This is a genomic window from Colwellia sp. 6_MG-2023 (genome assembly GCF_030547765.1).
In the GTDB taxonomy this organism is placed as follows: Bacteria; Pseudomonadota; Gammaproteobacteria; order Enterobacterales; family Alteromonadaceae; genus Colwellia.
This window is the reverse complement of record NZ_JAUOPP010000014.1, coordinates 92779-113224: the sequence shown is the minus strand read 5'-3', so window position 1 is coordinate 113224 and position 20446 is coordinate 92779. Positions and strand designations below refer to the sequence as shown.

The window sequence follows — 20446 nt, the reverse complement described above, 5'->3', positions numbered from 1 at the left end:
AAAGTATGGGTGTCCTACTCTATCCGGAATTCTTATTTATTCAAGAAAGTATAAAGTATGGGTGTCCTACTCTATCTACTCTATCCTACTATAAACATAGTCAGGAATTCTTATTTATTCAAGAAAGTATAAAGTATGGGTGTCCTACTCTATCCGGAATTCTTATTTATTCAAGAAAGTATAAAGTATGGGTGTCCTACTCTATCTTACCTACTCTATCTTAGTCTCTTATCAGATATTATGCAGTGCATTAGCATTATTTTTTAATAATGCGGAGGAGGTGGCTCTATTTCTTCTTTACCTGAATTTAGTGCACCTGAATCTTTTAGTCTATTAGCAACTAATTGAATTTGCTCTCTTAGCTCAGAAATTTGTGTTTGATGAACGGTTAATTCGGCGCTTAGTTGTTCAATAACATCGTCTTGAAAAAGGTTTCGAGTTTCAAGCGCATTGATACGTTCTTCAAGAATTTGGATAGCATTTTCTTCTGATTTGTTAGCTGTCATTTAATTGCTTTCTTTAGGGAGTTGCCAAAGCTCAGCATAGCCTGAAGAGCTTTCGGTTAATAAGGTGTTATTATCGCTAAATGCCAGGCTATAAACAACTGCTCCTGTCGGTATTTTTGCTTCTTTTGGCGTAACGTGCCACGAAGCAGTGCGTTCTCCGGTGTCAACATTCCAAACGCTCACCTTACTGCTGGCTGCGCCCGTTACTAAGGTTTTTCCGTCAGGAGAAAATTGTATAGAGCTAAATACTTCTTGGCGTTTAGTGCCTTTGAGTGTTGATATCAATTTACCTGTTTTTAAATCCCAAATATGGGCTGACTTCATACTGTCGGCAGAAAAAGCAAAACGACCTTGTGGATCTAATGCTACTTTCGATACTCGCGATGTATGGTTAAATTGATAAATAACTTGTCCTGATACAGTATCCCAAATGTAAGCCGTAAAATCATTACCGCCAGACATGGCTATTCTTCCGTTAGGTGTCATATCTACAGAATTTATTTTTTCTTTATGGCCTAAAAATTCTAATCGTCTGCCAGTATCAACAGTAACATGAAGAACCGTGCCATTGCCTTTACCTATAAGTAAATAATCACCATTATTACTAATGCTGATATCACGAATAGTAGATTCTCTTACTTTCCAATACCCTTCAGACTTGCCTGTTTTGATATTCCACAGAGCAAAATTTTCTCTGCTTGCAGTTAATGCATGGCTATTATTATCACTAATATCAATGGTCAGGACTAAATTGTCACTACTGTCCTGTTGTTGAGCCCATTGGTAGGTGAGGGCATTTTTTTCTAAATCCCAAACACTAATTCCATGATAAATTGAAGAGGTTACACTCCATTTGCCGTCATTAGAAATATCTGCCGCATAACTTCCCTCAACAGCATGTAGGTATCGAGCTATCGGCTTATCCACAGAAGGTGTACAGCCCTGCATAAATAGAAGAGAAAGTGAGCATGCAGCCAGTACTTTTATCGTCGTTAAGCGATGTTTTATATTTTTTGAAAAGTTAAGCAACATATTAATACTTTTTTATTGGCGCATTTCTCGTTAGTATAAGGCGTTTTTTAAAATTGTTTAACCTTATCTTGGATTTAATTCTTCAATAGATGGTGTAAACAAAAGACAATAGATGGATTGGGGGATTCTCCAATTGTGATGTTTTTACGGAGAAATAAATGAAATTTTTTAAACCCACTTTAGTTGCTGTTGCATTATTAGCTGTAGCTGGTTGTCAAGAAGGCGCTAAAGAAGAAGCTAAAGCACCTGTATTAGAAGCAGAAGTTCAAAAACAAGCCTACGGTTTAGGTGCGTCAATCGGCATGTATATGCAACGCAATCTAGAAGAGCATGAGAGACTAGGTTTAGCTTTAGAAAAAGACTTAATCGTTAGAGGTTTTGTTGATAGCATTAATGATAAATCAGTAATGGAACAAGAAGAAATTACAACATTATTGACTAAGCTAGATGAAACAATGAAAGCTAAGCAGCAAGAAATAGCTGTTCAAGAAGCTGAGGCAAGTTTAGCGACTGGCCAAAAATTCTTAGAAGATAACGCTAAAAAAGAAGGCGTTATGGTAACTGAGTCAGGTATTCAATATGTTGTATTAGTTGAAGGTGAAGGTGATAAGCCTGCTGCTACTGATACTGTTAAAGTACATTACAAAGGTACTTTCTTAAATGGTGAAACATTTGATAGTTCTTATGACCGTGGCGAACCTGCTGTATTCCCACTGAATCGTGTTATTAGAGGTTGGACTGAAGGCGTACAATTAATGTCAGTTGGTTCTAAATTCAAATTTACAATTCCTTCTGATTTAGCTTACGGGCCTAACGGTAATCCACCACGCATTCCTGGTAACTCAGTATTAGAGTTTGAAATTGAGTTATTAGAAATTCAAAAAAGTGAGCCAGCACCACAAGTAGGCACAGCTCCTGCTGATAAATAGAAAATAAATGTTAGTTTCATGGTTACAGGCTTAGCTTAAGTTAGCAGTAACCAGCATAACTACTATTGAATGAAAAGCCACCGATCATTAATTAACGATCAGTGGCTTTTTTTATGTTCGAAGGAAGATAATATCAAGCTGCCATCAATGTTAAACTGCGTGTATACTCCTTTTTATTTAAAGCGCCTAGATTTACATGAACACACTTCTTATTATTGGTTATGTTTGGCCTGAGCCAAATTCTTCTGCGGCAGGTAGTCGTATGCTGCAACTTATCTTCTTTTTTCAGCAGCAAGGCTATCAAGTCGTATTTGCTAGCCCTGCGCAACGTACCGATCATATGGTTGATCTCATGGCGCTTAATGTTGAGTGTGTTGATATTAAGCTTAACTGTGCGAGTTTTGATGATTTCATTGGCTCACTTGCGCCTGACGTTGTGATGTTCGACCGCTTTATGATGGAAGAGCAGTTTGGTTGGCGTGTTATCGAACAATGTCCGCAGGCCTTAAGAGTTTTAGACACAGAAGATCTTTTTTGTTTACGCCATGCAAGACACGATGCGCATAAAAAAAATAGTGAGATGACAGACACTGACTTATTAACATCTGATTTAGCTAAGCGAGAAGTTGCGGCTATTTTTCGTTGCGATGTTACCTTAATGATTTCACCGAAAGAAATTGAATTGTTAGGGGATTTATTCAAGGTAGATAAGAGTTTATTGCACTACGTACCTTTTGTTTTTAGTGATGAGCAATTTATGCTGAACAACCCAAGTTACGAACAACGACAAGCTTTTATTTCTATTGGAAACTTTCGTCATCCACCGAATTGGGACTCAGTACTTTGGTTAAAACAACAAATATGGCCATTAATTCGCAAACAGCTACCTAAGGCGGAGCTTCATATATGTGGCGCTTACCCACCTCCTAAAGCGACCGATTTACATGATGTAAAAACAGGTTTTTTGGTTAAAGGTTGGGTTGATGACGCGATAAAATCCATGCAATCAGCGAAGGTCTGTTTAGCGCCTTTGCGTTTTGGTGCAGGTATAAAAGGTAAGTTAGCAGAAGCAATGTTGTGTTCAACGCCTTCAGTTACCACCAATATTGGTATTGAAGGGATGGAAACTCAGTTACCTTGGGCAGGAGCGGTTGCAAACGATGCACAAAGTATTGCTGATGCAGCAGTAAAGCTTTATCAAGAAGCAGACACTTGGCAATGCGCGAGTGAATTAGGCAAACAGAATGCACAATTGTTATTTGACCAAGAACAGCATTTCTCAACACTTTCAGCTTGCTTAACAAACTTGCTACAGAATTTAGAACAACACCGACAACGTAATTTTATTGGTAGTATGCTTAACCATCACCATCATAAAAGCACTAAGTATATGTCTCAATGGATTGAAGAAAAGAACAAGCCTCAATAAACAAAGAAAAGAGCAACTATAATGAAGCCGCCAATACGTTTGTTAAGCGCTGTGCGGCTTGTAGTATTCTTTGCTCCATAATTGGCTGATATTGGCTTAGGTAATCAGGCGATAAGGTTATTTTACCTTGAGGCTTTCGACATACGCTCTGGTTATCTTTGTGGCAATAGTTAAAAGTCGACTTTGTCGTTATTTGAAAAGATTCGTTAGCCCATTGCCAAACTTGTTCCTTTTGCCAATTTGGTTGAGGGCTTTTGTTCCATTGGCTCCTTAATGAGGACAGCCACTTTGTTCTAGTTTCTTTTCCTTTATATAAAATACAATGATCCCAATAACTATGCAGGTTATTGCATTTAGCATCAGTATCAGCAAAGGCGATTTTGTTACCGCCTAAATCATCCTTGAAACTAATATGTAAAGGTTGATGTATATCACCTAACCAATGCCCTAAAAACAATAAAGTTTGTGCTTGCTGCCATGTATAAGGGCTTTGAGTATGTGCTAAGGCTTGTTGGTGTTGTAAAATTGCTTGAGGCAAGCAATTTTGCTGACATTCATCTGTATTAACTTTATTTTGTGAACGAGGGACATTCATATAATGCCAGGAACTATAAGCTTTAAACTTTTTTAAATGTCTAATTGTATCAGCCCAAGTACAAGCATTAGCAAAAGTTATGGCGCTATTCGCTTTTTGCTGATTAAAATTATTAATAAGTTTTTTATGTTTAGCAGGAATAGTCTTGAGTAAGCCGGCTATTTTGTTTTGTTGTGTTTTTGGCAAATGTTCAAATGCTAATTGGCAAACAAGTTGATGGCCAAGTTTACCTAAAGCAAAGCTTGGCTTGCTAAATAAAATAGCGAGAATAACTATAGTGAACGCAATATATTTGGCCATCATTAAATTTGCTTATTACTGAGCTAGTTACTGAGCGAAAATTTGCATTTCACTGCCAATCTGTTTGCGCATATCCATTAATTTTATTGCAGTACTATGCTGTTTTTTATCTTCTTCTGTTTTCGGAATCCACTGTGGTACAGTTTCAGATTGTCCATTTTGATCAACGGCAACCATAATAACAATACAATTGGTCGTTAAGTGTCGGTTTAACGATTTAGGATCACAGGCATTTACCTCTAAGGCAATATGCATAGATGAATTACCTGTGTATATAACTTTAGCTTCTACTTCTACCAAGCTACCCACATGAATTGGTGAAATAAAACGGATGCCACCGGCATAAGCAGTAACACAATAACGACCACTCCAACCTGCTGCACAAGCATAAGCCGCTAAATCTATCCACTTCATTACCGCACCACCATGGACTTTACCACCAAAATTTACATCTTGTGGTTCAGCTAAAAATCTTAAAGTTATATCACGTTGTGGGCTATTCATTATTCTTCTCTAGTTTCGTAAATTAAAGGAAAGTGCTATGAAGGCGATTTTATACTATTGAAAGGAATAATGAATAATTATTTGAACTATAAATTTTCAGCTATACATTTTATAGCACAAATAAAAAAGCCTTTCTCGAAGAGAAAGGCTTGAAATGCTCGCATTATGGTCTTGTTAATCAAGCTTCTTATTAATTATGCTCAGAAGTATTTTTATTATTAATCAGTGCTTCTTTGTTTGCGCAGGTATTTTATAGCAAAGCATTTTCATCACTGCAACAACTTTAATAGAGCATAAACTCGACGATAAATTTCGTATAAAGCATAACTAATGCTTTTTAGTGATTAAGTGATTGATTGTTATTCATATTAATAATGTCTAGCGAAATGTAACTAAATTGAAATATTTTTCATGGGATGAATGTTAAGCGTAAATGAATTGATTTGTCGCATAGATTCAAAATACCACGAGTGCTAGAATACGCGCATAATTTACTTGTTATTCCTATTTTGGGGAGTTCAAGTAAGTAAACAATGAATAAATTAGAGGGTTTATTGGTGACTGAATTAAAAAATGATAATTATTTACGTGCGCTTTTAAAGCAGCCAGTAGATTACACACCTGTTTGGATGATGAGACAAGCAGGACGTTATTTACCTGAATACCGAGCAGTACGTAAAGATGCTGGCGATTTTATGTCAGTTTGTCGCGATGCTGACTTAGCTTGTGAAGTTACTATTCAGCCGTTGCGTCGCTTTCCACTTGATGCAGCTATTTTATTCAGCGACATATTAACAATTCCTGACGCCATGGGTTTGGGCCTATATTTCGAAACAGGCGAAGGACCTAAGTTTGAACGTCCTATTACTTGTAAAGCTGATGTTGAAAAAATCGGCGTACCTGATCCTGAAGGTGAATTACAATACGTAATGAATGCCGTTCGTACTATTAAAAAAGAACTAAATGGTAGCGTGCCGTTAATTGGTTTTTCTGGCAGCCCTTGGACGTTGGCAACTTACATGATTGAAGGTGGTAGCTCAAAAGCTTTTACTAAAATCAAAAAAATGATGTTTTCTGAACCACAAACACTGCATTTATTGCTTGATAAGTTAGCCGACTCTGTTATTTCATATTTGAATGCACAAATTGCTGCTGGCGCACAATCAGTAATGGTGTTTGATACATGGGGTGGCGTATTGTCACCACGTGATTACAAAGAATTTTCATTACAATATATGCATAAAATCGTTGACGGTTTAACGCGTTATAATGATGGCCGTCAAGTGCCGGTAACTTTGTTTACTAAAAATGGTGGTATGTGGTTAGAAGATATCGCTGCGACAGGTTGTGATGCGGTAGGACTTGATTGGACTATTGATATAGAAAAAGCAAAAGCACGTGTTGGTGATAAAGTTGCTTTACAAGGCAATATGGACCCTTCTATGTTGTATGCACCATTACCGCGTATTGAACAGGAAGTATCTAAAATATTAGCAGGCTTTGGTGAAGGCGGTACCGGTCATGTATTTAACTTAGGCCATGGTATTCACCCTGATGTGAATCCAGATCATGCAGGACACTTTATTGAGTCGGTGCATCGTTTAAGTAAGCCATACCACGGATAACTTATCTTGTTGCGAATTTTGTAGCTATATTGGCTACTCTTATATGAAGCACAAAAAATGAAGCACAAAAAAAAGTAGCAAACTCTATCGAGGTTGCTACTTTTTTTATTTTAGATTAGTTATTTACTCAATCGAACTTAGATTGATTCGTCATCATCTATTTCGTAAGCACTAAAGTCGGTAATTCCTTTTTCTTCTAAAATACGACGAACACTAGCGGGTAACTTTTCCTCATTATCTTTAGCGAGATCTTCATCATCAGGTAGAGGCTGCCCAGTAAAAGCATGTAAGAATGCTTCGCACAATAATTCGCTATTAGTCGCATGGCGTAAATTATTTACTTGGCGTCTAGTTCGCTCATCAGTTAATACTTTTAAGACACGCAAAGGAATTGAGACTGTAATTTTTTTTACTTGCTCACTCTTTTTACCATGTTCGGCATAGGGATTAATATATTCGTCATTCCACTCAGCCATGTAAATTCCTCTGTAGCTATTAATGTAAATGGTTAATTATTATTTTTATATGACTATAAAAACGCATTTAACGGTATTATTTAATTAACACTTAATGAAAACTTGATTAAGCTTAATTGAAAGATAGAAGCATATACTTATTTCTTCTTAATCATGCAATTCTACTGGTTGCAGAAATCCAGTCAAGTAGAAGTTTAGATGTCTAAAAATTCTTGACCTAAATAGTCAAAACGTTTAGAGTTATAGACGTCCAAACATCCAAAACATTGAGTATATAAGTTTATGGTGTTAGTTAATGAAAATAAGGAATAAAAATGTCGAATACTAAAATTAAAAACATTACTACTTCGGCAGTGCAGGCGGGTATTAATACCGATAAACAACATGGTGCTGTTGTTGCCCCTATTCACTTATCTAGCACTTATTCATTAAAAAGCTTTAATGAAAAACGTGAATTTGATTATTCTCGCACTGGTAACCCAACCCGAGCAACCTTCGCTCGAGCTATCGCTACATTAGAGCAAGGTAAAGTGGGTATTGCGACAAGTACTGGCATGTCGTCAGTATTATTAATTTGTCAGCTGCTATCTGTTGATGATCTTGTTGTTATTCCTCATGACTGTTACGGAGGAAGCTTTCGACTATTTACCCATTTAGCAAAACGTGGTCAATTTAAGTTAATTGTTGTTGATCAAAATAACCAACAGGCGTTAACAGAAGCATTAGCACAAAAACCTAAATTAGTACTAATTGAAAGCCCAAGTAATCCACTATTACGTTTAGTTGATATTGAAGAAGTAGCTAAGGCTAGTCACGAAGTAGGTGCTTTAGTTGCTGTCGACAACACTTTTTTATCTCCTGCTTTACAACAACCATTAACATTGGGTGCAGATATTGTTTTTCACTCTACTACTAAGTATATCAACGGGCACAGTGATGTTGTTGGTGGTGTTTTAGTGGCTAAAGAACAGGCTTTAGGTGATGAGTTAGCTTGGTGGGCAAATTGTATTGGTATTACTGGCAGTGCATTTGATAGTTTTCTTGCTGTACGCGGCCTAAAAACTTTACCAATTCGCATAAAGCAGCATCAAGAAAATGCTGAGCAAGTTGCTGAATTTCTAAAAAATCATCCTGCGATAGAGTCAGTTTATTATCCAGGCTTTACAGATCATCCAGGACACGAAATTGCTAAGAAACAGCAAGCAGGCTTTGGCGCTATGCTAAGTTTTGATGTTAAAGGTGGTGTTGAGTCGGTGAAAAAATTATTCGCTAATCTCAAATTGTTCACTTTAGCGCAATCATTAGGTGGTGTTGAAAGTTTAATTTGTCATCCGCCAACAATGACTCATGCCGGTATGGCCGAAAGCGCAAGACTAGCTGCTGGCATTACCGACTCTTTAGTAAGAATTTCCGTTGGTATCGAAGATATTAATGACATTTTGGGCGATTTAGCGCATGGCTTAGCACAAAGCCAAACGCGTTAATAAATAATAATTTTGTAGAAGAATAAATGACAGAATCACAAAGACCTCAAAATAAATTAGCTAAACATGCTGTTAACGTTCATAAGTTTGGTGGTAGCTCTTTAGCTAATGCGCAGTGCATAGAGCGCGTTGTTGATATTATCCGACAAAATTGCCAACTCAATGACATCGTTGTTGTGTCTGCTAACGGTAAAACCACCGATAGTTTGTTTGCCATATTAGCGCACACAGACAGTGCTGACCTGACAGCAGCGTTGAGCGAGTTAGAGCAACAACAACTGTTACTTATCAATGCCTTATTAAATGAAAAAAGTTCCAAGCAGCTTACCCAACTATTATCTACCGATATAGTTCAGTTAAGAACTTGGCTGTCGAATGATATCATTCAGCACAGAAATGATATTTTAGCTTACGGTGAATTGTGGTCTGCACGTTTATTATCAGCGTTATTAAATGAAAAAATTTGCCCAAGTAACTCGGTTGATGCCCGTGATTTTCTCGTGATAGACAACGAACAAAATTGTGCAGTTGATCATGCCTTGAGTAGTGCACAATTTAAAACGCGACTACAGTTTGGCAAGTTAGCCGTAATTACAGGGTATATTAGTCGTGATAGTCGCGGTAAAACTTGTACGCTAGGCCGTAATGGTAGTGATTATTCGGCAACTATTATCGCGTCGTTAGTGGGTGCTCATAATGTCACTTTATGGACCGATGTTGACGGTATTTATAGCGCTGATCCGCGCGTTGTTCCTAATGCGAGAAAATTACATCGCTTACCAAATGGTGTAGCAAAAGAGCTAGGACGTTTAGGTAATCCTGTCTTGCATGCCAAAACGTTAATGCCATTGGTTAATGAAAACTTATCGCATCATTGTCACTTACACGTAGCAAGTAGCTTTGATTCACAAGTTGCCGGTACAGAAATCGGCACTTTTGGCCATATTGCAAAACAAGAACTCTCAGTAACTTATTTAAATGATCTTATCTTAGCGAAATCAACAAGTTTTATTGGGGATTCGGTTGAAGACTTAACAGAGAACTTAGGCGCTAATTTATTCAGAAAAGCGTTAGTTGAATTTACGCCTATTTGTGCTGATGCTAAACAAGGCTTTATTGTTATCAATCAATCTCAGCAAAAAGCGTTAAGTCAATGGTTAGCTAGTCACGATATTGAAGTCACTTTTATCCCAACGGCTATTATTGCAACGGTTGGACATAACGTTGCACAACGCGGCGATATTAAAGCGCGCTTTAAGCGATCTTTAAAGAGTGCTCAACCTCTATTTTTAGTAAACAGTAAAAATAATCATAGTGTTATTGCTGTACTAGCTGAGCCATGTAGTACAGAGTTATTGAATAAAGTTCATCATGATATGACTAAAGACTCTCGCCACATAGGTTTGCTTATTGCAGGGTTAGGTAATATTGGTGAACGTTTCCTTGAGTTATTACCCGCACAGCTAAATAGAATATATGCTTTAGAAAATACTCACCTTGTTGGATTATTATCGTCGAAAAAAGCCTTGATCAATAACGATGGCATTGACGTGAATCAAGCACTGTCATTATTCAAGCAAGCAGCTAAACCGTATAACAACGACGAATTATTATCTTGGTTAAGTAATCATCCTTATGATGAATTAATTGTGGTAGATATTACGCCAAGTGAAGATTTTAGTTTACTTTATCAAGACTTTTTAACGCGCGGTATTCACGTTATTGGTGCGAACAAGTGGGCTGCTTCATCAGATACTGCGCACTACAATAACTTGGTTAATACCGCAGATAGAAACAACAGTTTATGGTTAGGTAATACTACCGTTGGTGCTGGATTACCCATTAATTATGCTATTGCTGATTTGAATAATAGTGGCGATACCATTACGGCCATTGCGGGGATTTTCTCGGGTACACTTTCATGGTTGTTTGAAACCTATGACGGTTCTACCGCATTTTCAACGTTACTTATTAATGCACTTGAGCAAGGGATAACAGAGCCCGACCCACGTGAAGATTTATCAGGCCGTGATGTACAACGTAAGTTATTAATTCTAGCTCGTATGGCTGGTTTTGAGCTGTCACTTGATGATATTGATTGTACCAACCTAGTCCCTGAAAATTTACAACGTATCGGTCGAGAAGAATTTTTAGCAAGGGCGAATGAGTTAGATGATTATTTTGCTGATGCGTTAGCTGATGCTAACAAAAAAGCAAGCTGTATTCGTTATGTGGCGCGCTTAAATGTAGATGAGTCTGGCAATATTCAAGCGAAAGTAAGCTTAGAAGTATTACCACAAACAGATGCTTTTGCTAATTTGACACCGTGCGACAATATTTTTCAAATTAGTAGTCATTGGTATCAAGAAAATCCATTAATTATCCGTGGGCCAGGTGCAGGGCGAGATGTTACTGCAGGTGGTTTACATTCAGATCTTGTGAATATTTGTCAGCAATTAGCGCATAAGCAACATCAAGTAAAAATAAAAGGGCTAAACTAATAGCTTATCGTGCGCTAAGACAGGTTTACCCTCTAAATCAAGTAAAATTAACTATGCTATACTGTTTAAGTTATATGTTAAATATTGCTTAAAAAAACAAGCTAAGTGGTATGTAATAATCGTTATAAGAGTTAGTCTTTGAACTTGTTTCTTTGCTTTTGTTCTGGTTGCTTAGTTATGTATTTTCTAGCATTATTAACTATCATTTATTGATTCAATAATTAAATAATAAAGTAATGCCTAAAGCTCCTAATAATCAAACACATTATACTAATCAAGTGCAGCTCTTAGTTGGGAAGATTTATGGGCGCAGTATATTAAATGATTCTTTGCTTGAACGAGCAATACATTACTTTGATAACAATGAATTTGTAGAATCACATTCGACAACTAGCACTGAAAGTGACACGTTACATAAGCTAGAAAAAATAGAACGTCATAATCATTTGCAATCCATTTGTTGTGAAATTATTGAGTTGGCAGAAGGTGATACGCTACAAGAAAGTAACCGAAAAACAGCACGACTATTGGGGACTATTCAATTGATTAGCCCAACAGAAGGCAGTAAAGTTGCTGTTTGTAACGAACAAAATAAAGTGCTTTATAAAGCAATTTTATCTCTACGATTACTTGATAGATTACTACTCGATAATGAATTAAACGATCCTTATATTGTGAAAGTTTTAACTGAATTTAACGGAAAGTCTTTTGTTGAGTTGGATGAAGCTGAGCGGGAGCGTTTTACTGAGCTTGTTAGAATACCTCTTTTGATGGCCGCGTTATTACAAAATATTGGTCATCATCATCCTGAGGCGCGCGTCATTTTTAGTGGAGAAGATGGTAAAAAAGATCGTTTTCGTATTTTAGATATTACTGATAGAAAAAAGCTGCTAAAAATTAACTACAAAGAAACACTTTCTTATATATCTAATGCTATTGGTGTTTTGAAATATACGGGAAATTCGAAAGAACTACGCGATCAATTTGTGATTGAGGAACAACTTAAGCATCAATTTATCAAAAAGTTAATTAAAAGCAGTTTTAAGCCTGAGCAGGGGATTGGCAACTTACTAAAAGTACCTCAAATTTATGTCTCTATTGTTTTATCCACGAAAGAAGCCTACAACTATAAGGTATTACCTCAAGTTTTTCAGGTATTAAATAAAAATGCTGAATTAGGTAGTTGCTCCCAAAAAGCGGTTGATGCGCTTTATAAAATCACCGGTATGTTCCCTCAAGGCTATGGTATTGTTTATATGCCAGAAGATGAAATGGGTCATTTAGGAGATTGCTATGAGTATGCTATTGTTAATCGACTTTATCCTGAAACCCCCGAAAATCCTCTATGCCGTATTGCAACACGACATTTAACGTTTATTGGTTATGGGCACAATATAACGGTTAAAAAAAGTAATAATTTATATTTTCCACAGATAGCTAAAAAAATAGCGACGTTGAGCAAAGAACGCCTTAATGAAATCCTTGAATTATTAGCTTCAAATTACCATGAAAGACAACAGCTCGATTTATTACCACGATGCTGGCATGCGAATGAATATTTTTCTGTTAAAACCAATCAAAAACTATGGAATAAAGAAGATAGTCGATCGTTCAGTTTGTCTTAATTCTGCTTTGGTACATCATTTGTTTGTTAGCGTGACATACTAGTTCATATCAGTATGCGGCTTAGTAAAAACCTTAATAACTCGACCAATTATCTGTTGTTGACTGACAGGACCTAGCTTTTCAATTGTCATACTAGTGGCATTCTCGCCTTTACACCAAATTAAATTGTTTTTATCAATAACTGCGACAGTTTTTATTATTAAGCCATATTTAGGATGGTTAATAAGAATAGCTTGATTGTGCTTTATTCTTTTAAAAATACGCCATTCACCGACAAGCACATAACTGTTTTGTGGGATACGAGGGAACATACTGTGCCCCGTTACTTTCCAAAATTTTAAGCCAAAGAAAGTCATCTACTTAGCACTAAGCACATAACTGTTCACTTCAGCTGTTAGCGGCACATGGTTCACTTTTAAATGCGACATTTGCTTACCGTTGATAGGTGCATCATTTTTCAAAGGAATAGCGCATAGGGCTGAAACTCTGGCAAAATTAAATCTTTTGTCTAGCTTATTAAGTAGTTGGTAATACATATTTTTATTCCTCCTTTAATTGTTTCTTCGATGGCTTCATTTGGTAATTTTTGGTTAAAAATTTAGTGTATAAAATCGCTAACGTCACAAAAATTGGTGCTAACCATAGTAAATGAATAATATTGGCAAATATGGATGAATGATCATGACCCACATGAGCAAAAACAGGAACAGATATGAATAAGCTAATACAAAATATCCCTAAAGCGTGTGCTGTCATTCAATGGTCCTTTACGTTATTGTTAAATTTAATTGTGATCAGCTAGTTAATGAATAATTTGCTGATTTAATGCTATTTCTGATTGGAATGCCGCTAACGATTGGGTGCAGGTATCGCAAACAGGGTGTCTTTTAGAAAACATTAAAATAGGCATAAACGTTATTTTAAGGGCGTTTTGTGCGATAAGTTTAGTGTCTTCACAATATTCATTACACTGATAAATAGATAGCATCCTCTCGTGAGGAATTTTTAAATATTGCAGTGATAATTCAGCTTTATCTTGTACTTCAAATAAACTCGATAAATTATGAATAGCACAAATCCATGCCATTAATAATTCAACATTTTTTGGATTAGCAGACCATAAAGAGTCTAGATGGAAAGCTGCTTCTTTATAACAGTACTCAGCTTGCTTCCATTGTTTATTATGAAAGTTATCGTTACCTTGGTGTAATAGGTCTTGCCATTGAGGCATAGCTACTCCTCTGAACATATGGGTAATAGTAAAATTGAATTAATCAAATAATAATCATTCTCGTTTGTGTTTGCAAGTTTTATTAATTAAGAGAACAATTTTATACATAGAAAAAATAGCCAAATACAAAGCATTTATTTTAATAACGAGTTGTTCTAATTACTAAATAAATAACGGTGTGGTTGGTGATTTTAGCAAGTAGAAATGATCACCTAGTTAGTGAGATTGGTATAACTATTTCACTAGCTAGCAGGCTGGTAAAATGAAATAGGGATAGTAAGAACAGAGCTATTTAGGCGTGAGCTTATTTATACCTTAATATCTTGAGTGTTAAGCCGTGATTAAGTGCTGTGAAAAATAAGTAAGCTAATGAATACAAGGTGATGATTAAGCTTATTGTTAACGCTTAATCATCAATAGTGGTATACCGGTTGTTATTTTTGAACGGAAATTATCGTTAAATAAAAGTCTAACGCAGGCAGTAATGCTGGATCATTGACATTAATAATTTATCTGTTTTGTCTATTTCACTATGGGCTAAAAACTCATTAGGTTGATGTGCTTGATTTATCGAGCCTGGGCCTAAGACAATGGTTTGACAGCCAAGTTGTTGTATATAAGGCGCTTCAGTAGCGTAATTTACCGCACAGCACGTGTGACCACTGATTTCCTCAGCAATAGATACAATACAATTGTCATCAGTTGGTGATTTATTCTGTTCAAAGCTTGGTGAGCTAGGATGTAATTCATCAAAAGTGATACGCGCAGGGTATTTTTCAGCTAACGGTTTTAACGCGTCGCTTAACCATTGCAGTAATTCATCATCACTCATACCCGGTAAAGAGCGTAAATCAATATCTAAATCACAGTGCCCACAAATACGGTTTGAATTATCACCTCCTCTAATTGCTCCCATGTTTAACGTTGGGGCTGGTACATCAAATGCTTCATTTTTAAAGTTAAGGTTAAACTTTTCTTTTAAATCAATTAATGCGCCGATCACTTCATACATGATCTCAATGGCGTTAACCCCAAGTGCTGGTTTACTTGAATGACCTGACTGGCCTTGAACACTAATACGATGTGACATATGACCTTTGTGCATAATTACAGGCACTAAATTAGTCGGCTCACCTATAATGGCAACATCAGGTTTTATGTCTTGGGTTTGTCCAAAAAAACGCGCACCGGCCATGGTAGTTTCTTCATCTGCAGTTGCTAACACGTATAGTGGTTTTTTTAATTTTTTAACATCAATGCTTTTACAAACTTGTAAAATAAAAGCAAAGAAACCTTTCATGTCACAGGTGCCTAAACCATAGAACTTTTCATCTTTGTCTATAACATTCATAGGATCGCTCTGCCAACGACTTTCATCAAACGGAACTGTATCACTGTGACCTGCTAATAATAAGCCACCTTCACCGTTGCCAAGTTTAGCCAGTAAATTATATTTATTTGTTGTGTTAGGAACTTTTTGAATATTTATATCAAAACCTAACTGTTCGAACCATGTCGCAAGTAATTGAATTACCTCTATATTTCCTTGGTCCCAACTTGGTTGAGTTGAACTAATTGAAGAGCAAGCAATCAATTGAGTCAAAGATTGGGTGAAGTTAGGTAATTGTGACATATAAAAAGATCCGCACTATAAAAGAATAATTTGAATAAAAGCCCAAATAGTTATGCTTAATAGTTGCATAACTACCCATGAGCTGTTAAATTGCTTTTTATAGTGTAAATAACCTGCTGTAATAAGGCCACTTAAAATGCTAATTGTTCAAGAAATACGACGACGATAGAGAATTTTTTTAATATCTCTTGGATACTTTAGTTATAAGAGAATGGTTATTTTATTAAATCCGTATCGTTAATAGTTTTCTGAATAAAAAGGTTTAGATTGTGTCAGAAGTTCAAAAGGTTGCTGTAATTGGCGCTAGTGGTTATGCCGGTGCTGAATTAGTTGGTTTATTAGGCCAACACGATAAAGTTTCAATACAACATCTTGTTGTATCAGAAAACTCTTCTTCCTGTGGAAAACTTTTCAGCGAATTACATGGTCGCTGGCAGGGGATATGTGATGTACCCCTGGAATCTTTTTCTCAGCAATGGTTTGACGATAATATCGTAAATGCTGCTACAGATTTAGATGCGGTTTTCTTTGCCACTCCACATGAGTTTAGTGCCGATTGGGCCCAAGCATTTGTTGATGCAGGTGTTAAGGTGTTTGATCTTTCTGGTGGCTTTAGATTAAAAAATGCTGAAGACTATCCAAAATTCTACGGCTTTGAGCATGCTAATATTGATGCATTAGCACAAGCCAAATACGGTTTAGCTGAATGGGAACATGAAGCTATTGTTAATACCGACTTAGTTGCTGTACCGGGCTGTTATCCAACGGCAAGTTTACTTTCTTTAAAACCTATTACGAGTAATAATTTTCATGTAGAAAATTCATTAATTGTCGTCAATGGTATCAGTGGTGTGAGTGGGGCAGGAAGAAATGCGTCATTAGCGACCAACTTTAATGAAGTCAGTTTAAAACCTTATAATATTTTACAGCATAGACATCAGCCAGAAATCTCTCAAGAAGCACATGCTGATGTTATTTTTAATCCACATTTAGCGCCTTATAAAAGAGGCTTGCTAGCTACTGTGACTATGCAGCTAAAAGCGGATGTTACCGCAGAACAAGTTGATATAGCATTTAAGCAAGCTTATAACGACAAGCCATTGGTTAGAATCGTTGATGCTTGGCCTCAAATAGATAATGTAGCGCACACTCCTTTTGCAGATATTCATTGGCAAGTTGATCAAGAAAAGCACGTAGTTGTGGTGAGTTGTGCTATTGATAACCTACTTAAAGGTGCTTCTTCACAGGCTGTTCAATGCTTTAATATTCAGCTTGGATTACCAAGCGAATATAGTTTGCTAGCTCGTAATTGCTAGGTCATAATCACTTGTTAATAATAACCTAGCCAACATATTGAAATTGTTGATTTTGAATGTTTTAGTATTGAATCTAGCATCCAATAAGTAAAAAGATAAGAGAAAAGATAAATGAGCAACCACAACCCTTTAGTTATAAAAATTGGCGGAGCTATTCTGGAGAAATCCGGTGCGTTAGATGCATTGTTAGCGGTGATTGTTAACCTTAAAACTGAGGCTAAAGTGGTATTAGTTCACGGTGGTGGTTGTGTCGTTGATGACATGTTAGCGCAAGCAGGTTTTACCACAGTTAAAAAACATGGCTTACGTGTTACTCCGAAAGAGCAAATTGGATTAATTAGCGGTGCTTTAGCGGGTACGGTAAATAAATCAATTGTTGCCACAGCAAGTAGCATGAACTTATCGGCAGTAGGGTTATCGTTAGCAGATGGCGATATGATTGCTTGTACAAAATCTGAATTAGATCTAGGCGAGGTTGGTTTACCACTGCCTAAATCTAGTTTATTACTAGATGCGCTGCTTAATAGTCATTTTTTACCTGTTGTATCATCAATTGGGTGTTTAGCTAATGGTGATCTAGTCAACGTAAATGCCGATGATGCTGCTGTTGCTATTTGTCAGCTACTTAATGCTGAACTGCTGTTATTAACAGATGTAAATGGCGTAAAAGGTGCTGATGGTGAATATTTATCATCACTTAATAGTACGCAAGCCAAAGATCTTATTGAACAAGGTGTTATTGCTGGTGGTATGACAGCAAAAGTGAATGCCGCACTACAAGCCGCTAATCAATTACGACGAAGTATTACGGTTGCTAGCTGGCAATCGCCAGAGAAAATTCCTAGCCTGCTAAATGGGCAAGGTATGGGTACACAAATATTGTCAGATTAGTGCAGTCGTATTAACTCTTTATTAGAGAAAGTGTTAGATTAATTGAATCGAGAAAAACTTATGTTACAACAAAGCAAGTCACTACAAATTTCTAATTTTTTAGCTGACGATCAGCTAAATAAGAAGCAATTGTTAGCCTTAATTGAGCTAGCAATTCATATCAAAAATAACCCTGCTGATTATAGTCAAGTATTGGCGGGTAAATCTGTTGCGATGATTTTTGAAAAACCGTCATTAAGAACCCATGTAAGTTTTGATATGGGCATTAACAAATTAGGTGGTCATGCCCTTTATTTAGGTCAACAAAATGGTAAATTAGGTGAACGTGAGCGAGTAAGTGATTACGCGAAAAACTTATCTTGTTTTGCCGATGCCATTGTGGCGCGAGTTTTTAGTCATGACTCTATTCAAGGCTTGGCTGAACATGCAACTGTGCCTGTTATTAATGCGTTGTGTGATTTATATCATCCATGCCAAGCGTTAGCTGATTTTGTTACCCTAACAGAGCTTTTTACCGAAGGGAACGCTGCTGATTTGAGCAAGGTTAAATTAGCCTATGTGGGTGATGGTAATAATGTTTCTAATTCATTAATGATTATGGCTGCTATATTAGGTGTAGATTTTACTTTAGTTACGCCTGTTGGCTATGAAGCCGAAGCGGATATGATTGAAAAAACGCGAGTGCTAGCAAATGAATCTGGCGCGAAACTTACTATCACGACAGACATTACTAAAGTGGGTCCACAAGACGTTATTTATACCGATACATGGATTTCTATGGGCGATGAAGATGACAGTAAAAAAGCGCAATTATTAGCGCATTTTGCTCCTTATCAAGTCAATCATGCGTTAATGAAAAATAGCGATGCAAACATTGTGATGCATTGCCAGCCAGCACATTTAGAAGAAGAGATTACGACAGCGTTATTCGATAGCGAAATGTCGGTAGTTTTTCAGCAAGCTGAAAATAGAATGTGGGCGCAAAATGCTGTTTTAGTAAACCTATTTACTAAGTAATTAGTAACACTGTTTGTGTTGGGCTGAAACCCGATAATTTAAGTGTGAGATATTACGCTTAACAATAATTTATGAACTATTTAACCAAATTTAGAGAAAATTAAATGAGTATTCAAAAGAAAAAAATCAAAAAAGTAGTATTAGCTTATTCAGGCGGCTTAGACACATCAGCAATCATTCCATGGTTAAAAGAAAACTATGATAACTGTGAAGTTGTTGCTTTTTGTGCTGATGTTGGCCAAGGTGCAGAAGAATTAGAAGGGATTAAAGAAAAAGCAATCGCTTCAGGTGCTTCAGAATGTTATGTCGCCGATCTTAAAGAAGAATATGTTAAAGACTATATCTACCCAATTCTTAAAACAGGTGCGGTATACGAAGGTCAATACCTATTAGGAACGTCAATGGCACGTCCTATTATTGCTAAAGCGCATATTGAAGTTGCTTTAAAAGTAGGTGCTGATGCGGTATGTCACGGTTGTACTGGTAAAGGTAATGACCAAGTACGTTTTGAAGCTTGTTTTGCTGCCTTAGCACCAGAGCTTACTGTTATTGCGCCATGGCGTGAGTGGGACATGGTTTCTCGTGAAGATTTACTTGATTACTTAGCAGAACGTAATATTCCTTGTGCTGCATCATTAACTAAAATTTATAGTCGAGATGCCAACGCATGGCACATTTCTCACGAAGGTGGAGAATTAGAAGACCCGTGGTGTGAGCCATCAAAAGAAGTTTGGACCATGACTGTTGATCCTATGGATGCACCAGATGAACCAGGCCGTGTAACCTTAAGTTTTGATAAAGGTGAATTAGTTGCTGTAGACGGTAAAGATTTCTCGCCAACAGGCGCTGGTGCTTATGAAGCATTAGTTTACTTAAATGAGAAAGCAGCGGCACATGGTGTTGGTCGTATTGATATCGTAGAAAACCGTTTAGTGGGTATGAAGTCTCGTGGTTGTTATGAAACTCCGGGCGGTACAGTATTAATGGCAGCTTACAAAGGCTTAGAAACACTTATTTTAGATAAAGAATCTCTAAAATATCGTGAATCGGTTGGTCTTGAATTCTCTCATGTAATTTATGATGGCCGTTGGTTTACACCACTTGCTAAAGCGCAATTAGCGTCAGCAGCTTCTTTTGCTGAGCAAGTAACAGGTGATGTTGTTGTTAAAATGTATAAAGGGATGGCGCAAGTTACGCAACGTCGTTCTCCTAACTCTTTATATTCTGAAGAATTTGCAACATTTGGTGCTGATGACGTTTATGACCAAAAACATGCAGAAGGTTTCATTCGTTTATTTAGTTTATCAAGCAGAATTACTGCGTTAAGCAAAAAAAATCAGGAGAAGTAGTA

At 36.7% G+C, this 20446-nt stretch carries 20 protein-coding genes; 10 read left to right on the top strand and 10 right to left on the bottom strand.

Translation table 11 applies throughout. From position 1 onward, the window contains the following. Positions 1-263: 263 nt before the first annotated feature. Together Q4503_RS10735 and Q4503_RS10730 are read right to left on the bottom strand one after the other, a co-directional pair. Positions 264-506: a SlyX family protein gene (locus tag Q4503_RS10735; RefSeq protein WP_215973221.1), complete on the bottom strand. Its 243-nt coding sequence runs from the start codon at positions 504-506 to the stop codon at positions 264-266. After that, positions 507-1538, bottom strand: coding sequence for a WD40 repeat domain-containing protein (locus Q4503_RS10730; RefSeq protein ID WP_252727500.1), 1032 nt, complete (start codon positions 1536-1538; stop codon positions 507-509). Positions 1539-1696: 158 nt separating this feature from the next. Between Q4503_RS10730 and Q4503_RS10725 the strand changes: the two genes are divergently transcribed. After that, positions 1697-2467 (top strand): FKBP-type peptidyl-prolyl cis-trans isomerase, encoded by a 771-nt coding sequence (locus Q4503_RS10725; protein ID WP_303602251.1) that lies wholly within the window; start codon positions 1697-1699, stop codon positions 2465-2467. Positions 2468-2663: 196 nt separating this feature from the next. Beyond that, complete coding sequence (locus Q4503_RS10720) at positions 2664-3896, top strand: glycosyltransferase (RefSeq protein ID WP_303602250.1); 1233 nt, start codon at positions 2664-2666, stop codon at positions 3894-3896. Positions 3897-3912: 16 nt separating this feature from the next. On the opposite strand, the gene Q4503_RS10715 is transcribed toward Q4503_RS10720, so the two are convergent. After that, a complete protein-coding gene (locus Q4503_RS10715) occupies positions 3913-4794 on the bottom strand; it encodes a S1/P1 nuclease (protein ID WP_215973218.1) in 882 nt (293 codons plus the stop codon). Positions 4795-4818: 24 nt separating this feature from the next. Beyond that, on the bottom strand, positions 4819-5295 hold the full coding sequence (locus Q4503_RS10710; RefSeq protein WP_215973217.1) for an acyl-CoA thioesterase: 477 nt from the start codon (positions 5293-5295) through the stop codon (positions 4819-4821). A gap of 557 nt (positions 5296-5852) precedes the next feature. Between Q4503_RS10710 and hemE the strand changes: the two genes are divergently transcribed. Beyond that, positions 5853-6920: a uroporphyrinogen decarboxylase gene (gene hemE, locus Q4503_RS10705; RefSeq protein ID WP_215973228.1), complete on the top strand. Its 1068-nt coding sequence runs from the start codon at positions 5853-5855 to the stop codon at positions 6918-6920. Positions 6921-7057: 137 nt separating this feature from the next. Here hemE and metJ read toward each other — a convergent pair whose 3' ends face one another. Further along, on the bottom strand, positions 7058-7396 hold the full coding sequence (metJ, locus tag Q4503_RS10700; RefSeq protein WP_215973216.1) for a met regulon transcriptional regulator MetJ: 339 nt from the start codon (positions 7394-7396) through the stop codon (positions 7058-7060). A 314-nt stretch (positions 7397-7710) separates the two neighbouring features. On the opposite strand from metJ, the gene metB reads away from it, so the two are divergent. The 3 genes from metB (at position 7711) to Q4503_RS10685 (ending at position 13006) form a co-directional block, all read left to right on the top strand. Continuing rightward, positions 7711-8880 carry a cystathionine gamma-synthase gene (metB, locus tag Q4503_RS10695; RefSeq protein WP_303602249.1) on the top strand — a complete coding sequence of 390 codons (1170 nt, stop codon included), beginning with the start codon at positions 7711-7713 and terminating at the stop codon, positions 8878-8880. A gap of 26 nt (positions 8881-8906) precedes the next feature. Next, positions 8907-11381: a bifunctional aspartate kinase/homoserine dehydrogenase II gene (gene metL / locus Q4503_RS10690; protein WP_303602248.1), complete on the top strand. Its 2475-nt coding sequence runs from the start codon at positions 8907-8909 to the stop codon at positions 11379-11381. A 236-nt stretch (positions 11382-11617) separates the two neighbouring features. Continuing rightward, complete coding sequence (locus Q4503_RS10685; RefSeq protein WP_215973213.1) at positions 11618-13006, top strand: hypothetical protein; 1389 nt, start codon at positions 11618-11620, stop codon at positions 13004-13006. A 39-nt stretch (positions 13007-13045) separates the two neighbouring features. On the opposite strand, the gene sodX is transcribed toward Q4503_RS10685, so the two are convergent. The 5 genes from sodX to argE all read right to left on the bottom strand — a co-directional run bounded on the left by sodX (position 13046) and on the right by argE (position 15871). After that, entirely contained in the window at positions 13046-13363 is a 318-nt protein-coding gene (gene sodX, locus Q4503_RS10680) for a nickel-type superoxide dismutase maturation protease (protein WP_289847542.1), read from the bottom strand. Further along, complete coding sequence (locus Q4503_RS10675; RefSeq protein ID WP_303602247.1) at positions 13364-13543, bottom strand: hypothetical protein; 180 nt, start codon at positions 13541-13543, stop codon at positions 13364-13366. Between the two features lie 4 nt (positions 13544-13547). Beyond that, positions 13548-13763 carry a hypothetical protein gene (locus tag Q4503_RS10670; protein WP_215973211.1) on the bottom strand — a complete coding sequence of 72 codons (216 nt, stop codon included), beginning with the start codon at positions 13761-13763 and terminating at the stop codon, positions 13548-13550. A gap of 46 nt (positions 13764-13809) precedes the next feature. Next, positions 13810-14238, bottom strand: a complete 429-nt coding sequence (locus tag Q4503_RS10665) for a hypothetical protein (RefSeq protein WP_303602246.1) — start codon at positions 14236-14238, stop codon at positions 13810-13812. Between the two features lie 469 nt (positions 14239-14707). Beyond that, complete coding sequence (gene argE, locus Q4503_RS10660) at positions 14708-15871, bottom strand: acetylornithine deacetylase (protein WP_303602245.1); 1164 nt, start codon at positions 15869-15871, stop codon at positions 14708-14710. 269 nt (positions 15872-16140) lie between these two features. On the opposite strand from argE, the gene argC reads away from it, so the two are divergent. From argC to Q4503_RS10640, 4 genes are all read left to right on the top strand, one after another. Further along, on the top strand, positions 16141-17187 hold the full coding sequence (gene argC / locus Q4503_RS10655) for an N-acetyl-gamma-glutamyl-phosphate reductase (RefSeq protein WP_215973208.1): 1047 nt from the start codon (positions 16141-16143) through the stop codon (positions 17185-17187). Between the two features lie 111 nt (positions 17188-17298). Then, positions 17299-18078: an acetylglutamate kinase gene (argB, locus tag Q4503_RS10650; protein WP_215973207.1), complete on the top strand. Its 780-nt coding sequence runs from the start codon at positions 17299-17301 to the stop codon at positions 18076-18078. Positions 18079-18165: 87 nt separating this feature from the next. Next, on the top strand, positions 18166-19095 hold the full coding sequence (locus tag Q4503_RS10645) for an ornithine carbamoyltransferase (protein ID WP_303602252.1): 930 nt from the start codon (positions 18166-18168) through the stop codon (positions 19093-19095). Positions 19096-19199: 104 nt separating this feature from the next. Beyond that, complete coding sequence (locus Q4503_RS10640; RefSeq protein ID WP_215973206.1) at positions 19200-20444, top strand: argininosuccinate synthase; 1245 nt, start codon at positions 19200-19202, stop codon at positions 20442-20444. The last annotated feature ends 2 nt before the right edge of the window (positions 20445-20446 follow it).

Excerpts from the sequence above, each read along its gene's own strand:
- Q4503_RS10720 (WP_303602250.1), top strand. The coding sequence starts at position 2,664 with ATGAACACACTTCTTATTATTGGTTATGTTTGGCCTGAGCCAAATTCT.
- Q4503_RS10730 (WP_252727500.1), bottom strand. The coding sequence starts at position 1,538 with ATGTTGCTTAACTTTTCAAAAAATATAAAACATCGCTTAACGACGATA.
- metJ (WP_215973216.1), bottom strand. The coding sequence starts at position 7,396 with ATGGCTGAGTGGAATGACGAATATATTAATCCCTATGCCGAACATGGT.
- metL (WP_303602248.1), top strand. The coding sequence starts at position 8,907 with ATGACAGAATCACAAAGACCTCAAAATAAATTAGCTAAACATGCTGTT.
- Q4503_RS10665 (WP_303602246.1), bottom strand. The coding sequence starts at position 14,238 with ATGCCTCAATGGCAAGACCTATTACACCAAGGTAACGATAACTTTCAT.
- Q4503_RS10675 (WP_303602247.1), bottom strand. The coding sequence starts at position 13,543 with ATGTATTACCAACTACTTAATAAGCTAGACAAAAGATTTAATTTTGCC.
- Q4503_RS10685 (WP_215973213.1), top strand. The coding sequence starts at position 11,618 with ATGCCTAAAGCTCCTAATAATCAAACACATTATACTAATCAAGTGCAG.
- Q4503_RS10670 (WP_215973211.1), bottom strand. The coding sequence starts at position 13,763 with ATGACAGCACACGCTTTAGGGATATTTTGTATTAGCTTATTCATATCT.
- argE (WP_303602245.1), bottom strand. The coding sequence starts at position 15,871 with ATGTCACAATTACCTAACTTCACCCAATCTTTGACTCAATTGATTGCT.
- Q4503_RS10725 (WP_303602251.1), top strand. The coding sequence starts at position 1,697 with ATGAAATTTTTTAAACCCACTTTAGTTGCTGTTGCATTATTAGCTGTA.
- Q4503_RS10735 (WP_215973221.1), bottom strand. The coding sequence starts at position 506 with ATGACAGCTAACAAATCAGAAGAAAATGCTATCCAAATTCTTGAAGAA.
- Q4503_RS10715 (WP_215973218.1), bottom strand. The coding sequence starts at position 4,794 with ATGATGGCCAAATATATTGCGTTCACTATAGTTATTCTCGCTATTTTA.
- Q4503_RS10640 (WP_215973206.1), top strand. The coding sequence starts at position 19,200 with ATGAGTATTCAAAAGAAAAAAATCAAAAAAGTAGTATTAGCTTATTCA.
- metB (WP_303602249.1), top strand. The coding sequence starts at position 7,711 with ATGTCGAATACTAAAATTAAAAACATTACTACTTCGGCAGTGCAGGCG.
- sodX (WP_289847542.1), bottom strand. The coding sequence starts at position 13,363 with ATGACTTTCTTTGGCTTAAAATTTTGGAAAGTAACGGGGCACAGTATG.
- Q4503_RS10710 (WP_215973217.1), bottom strand. The coding sequence starts at position 5,295 with ATGAATAGCCCACAACGTGATATAACTTTAAGATTTTTAGCTGAACCA.
- argB (WP_215973207.1), top strand. The coding sequence starts at position 17,299 with ATGAGCAACCACAACCCTTTAGTTATAAAAATTGGCGGAGCTATTCTG.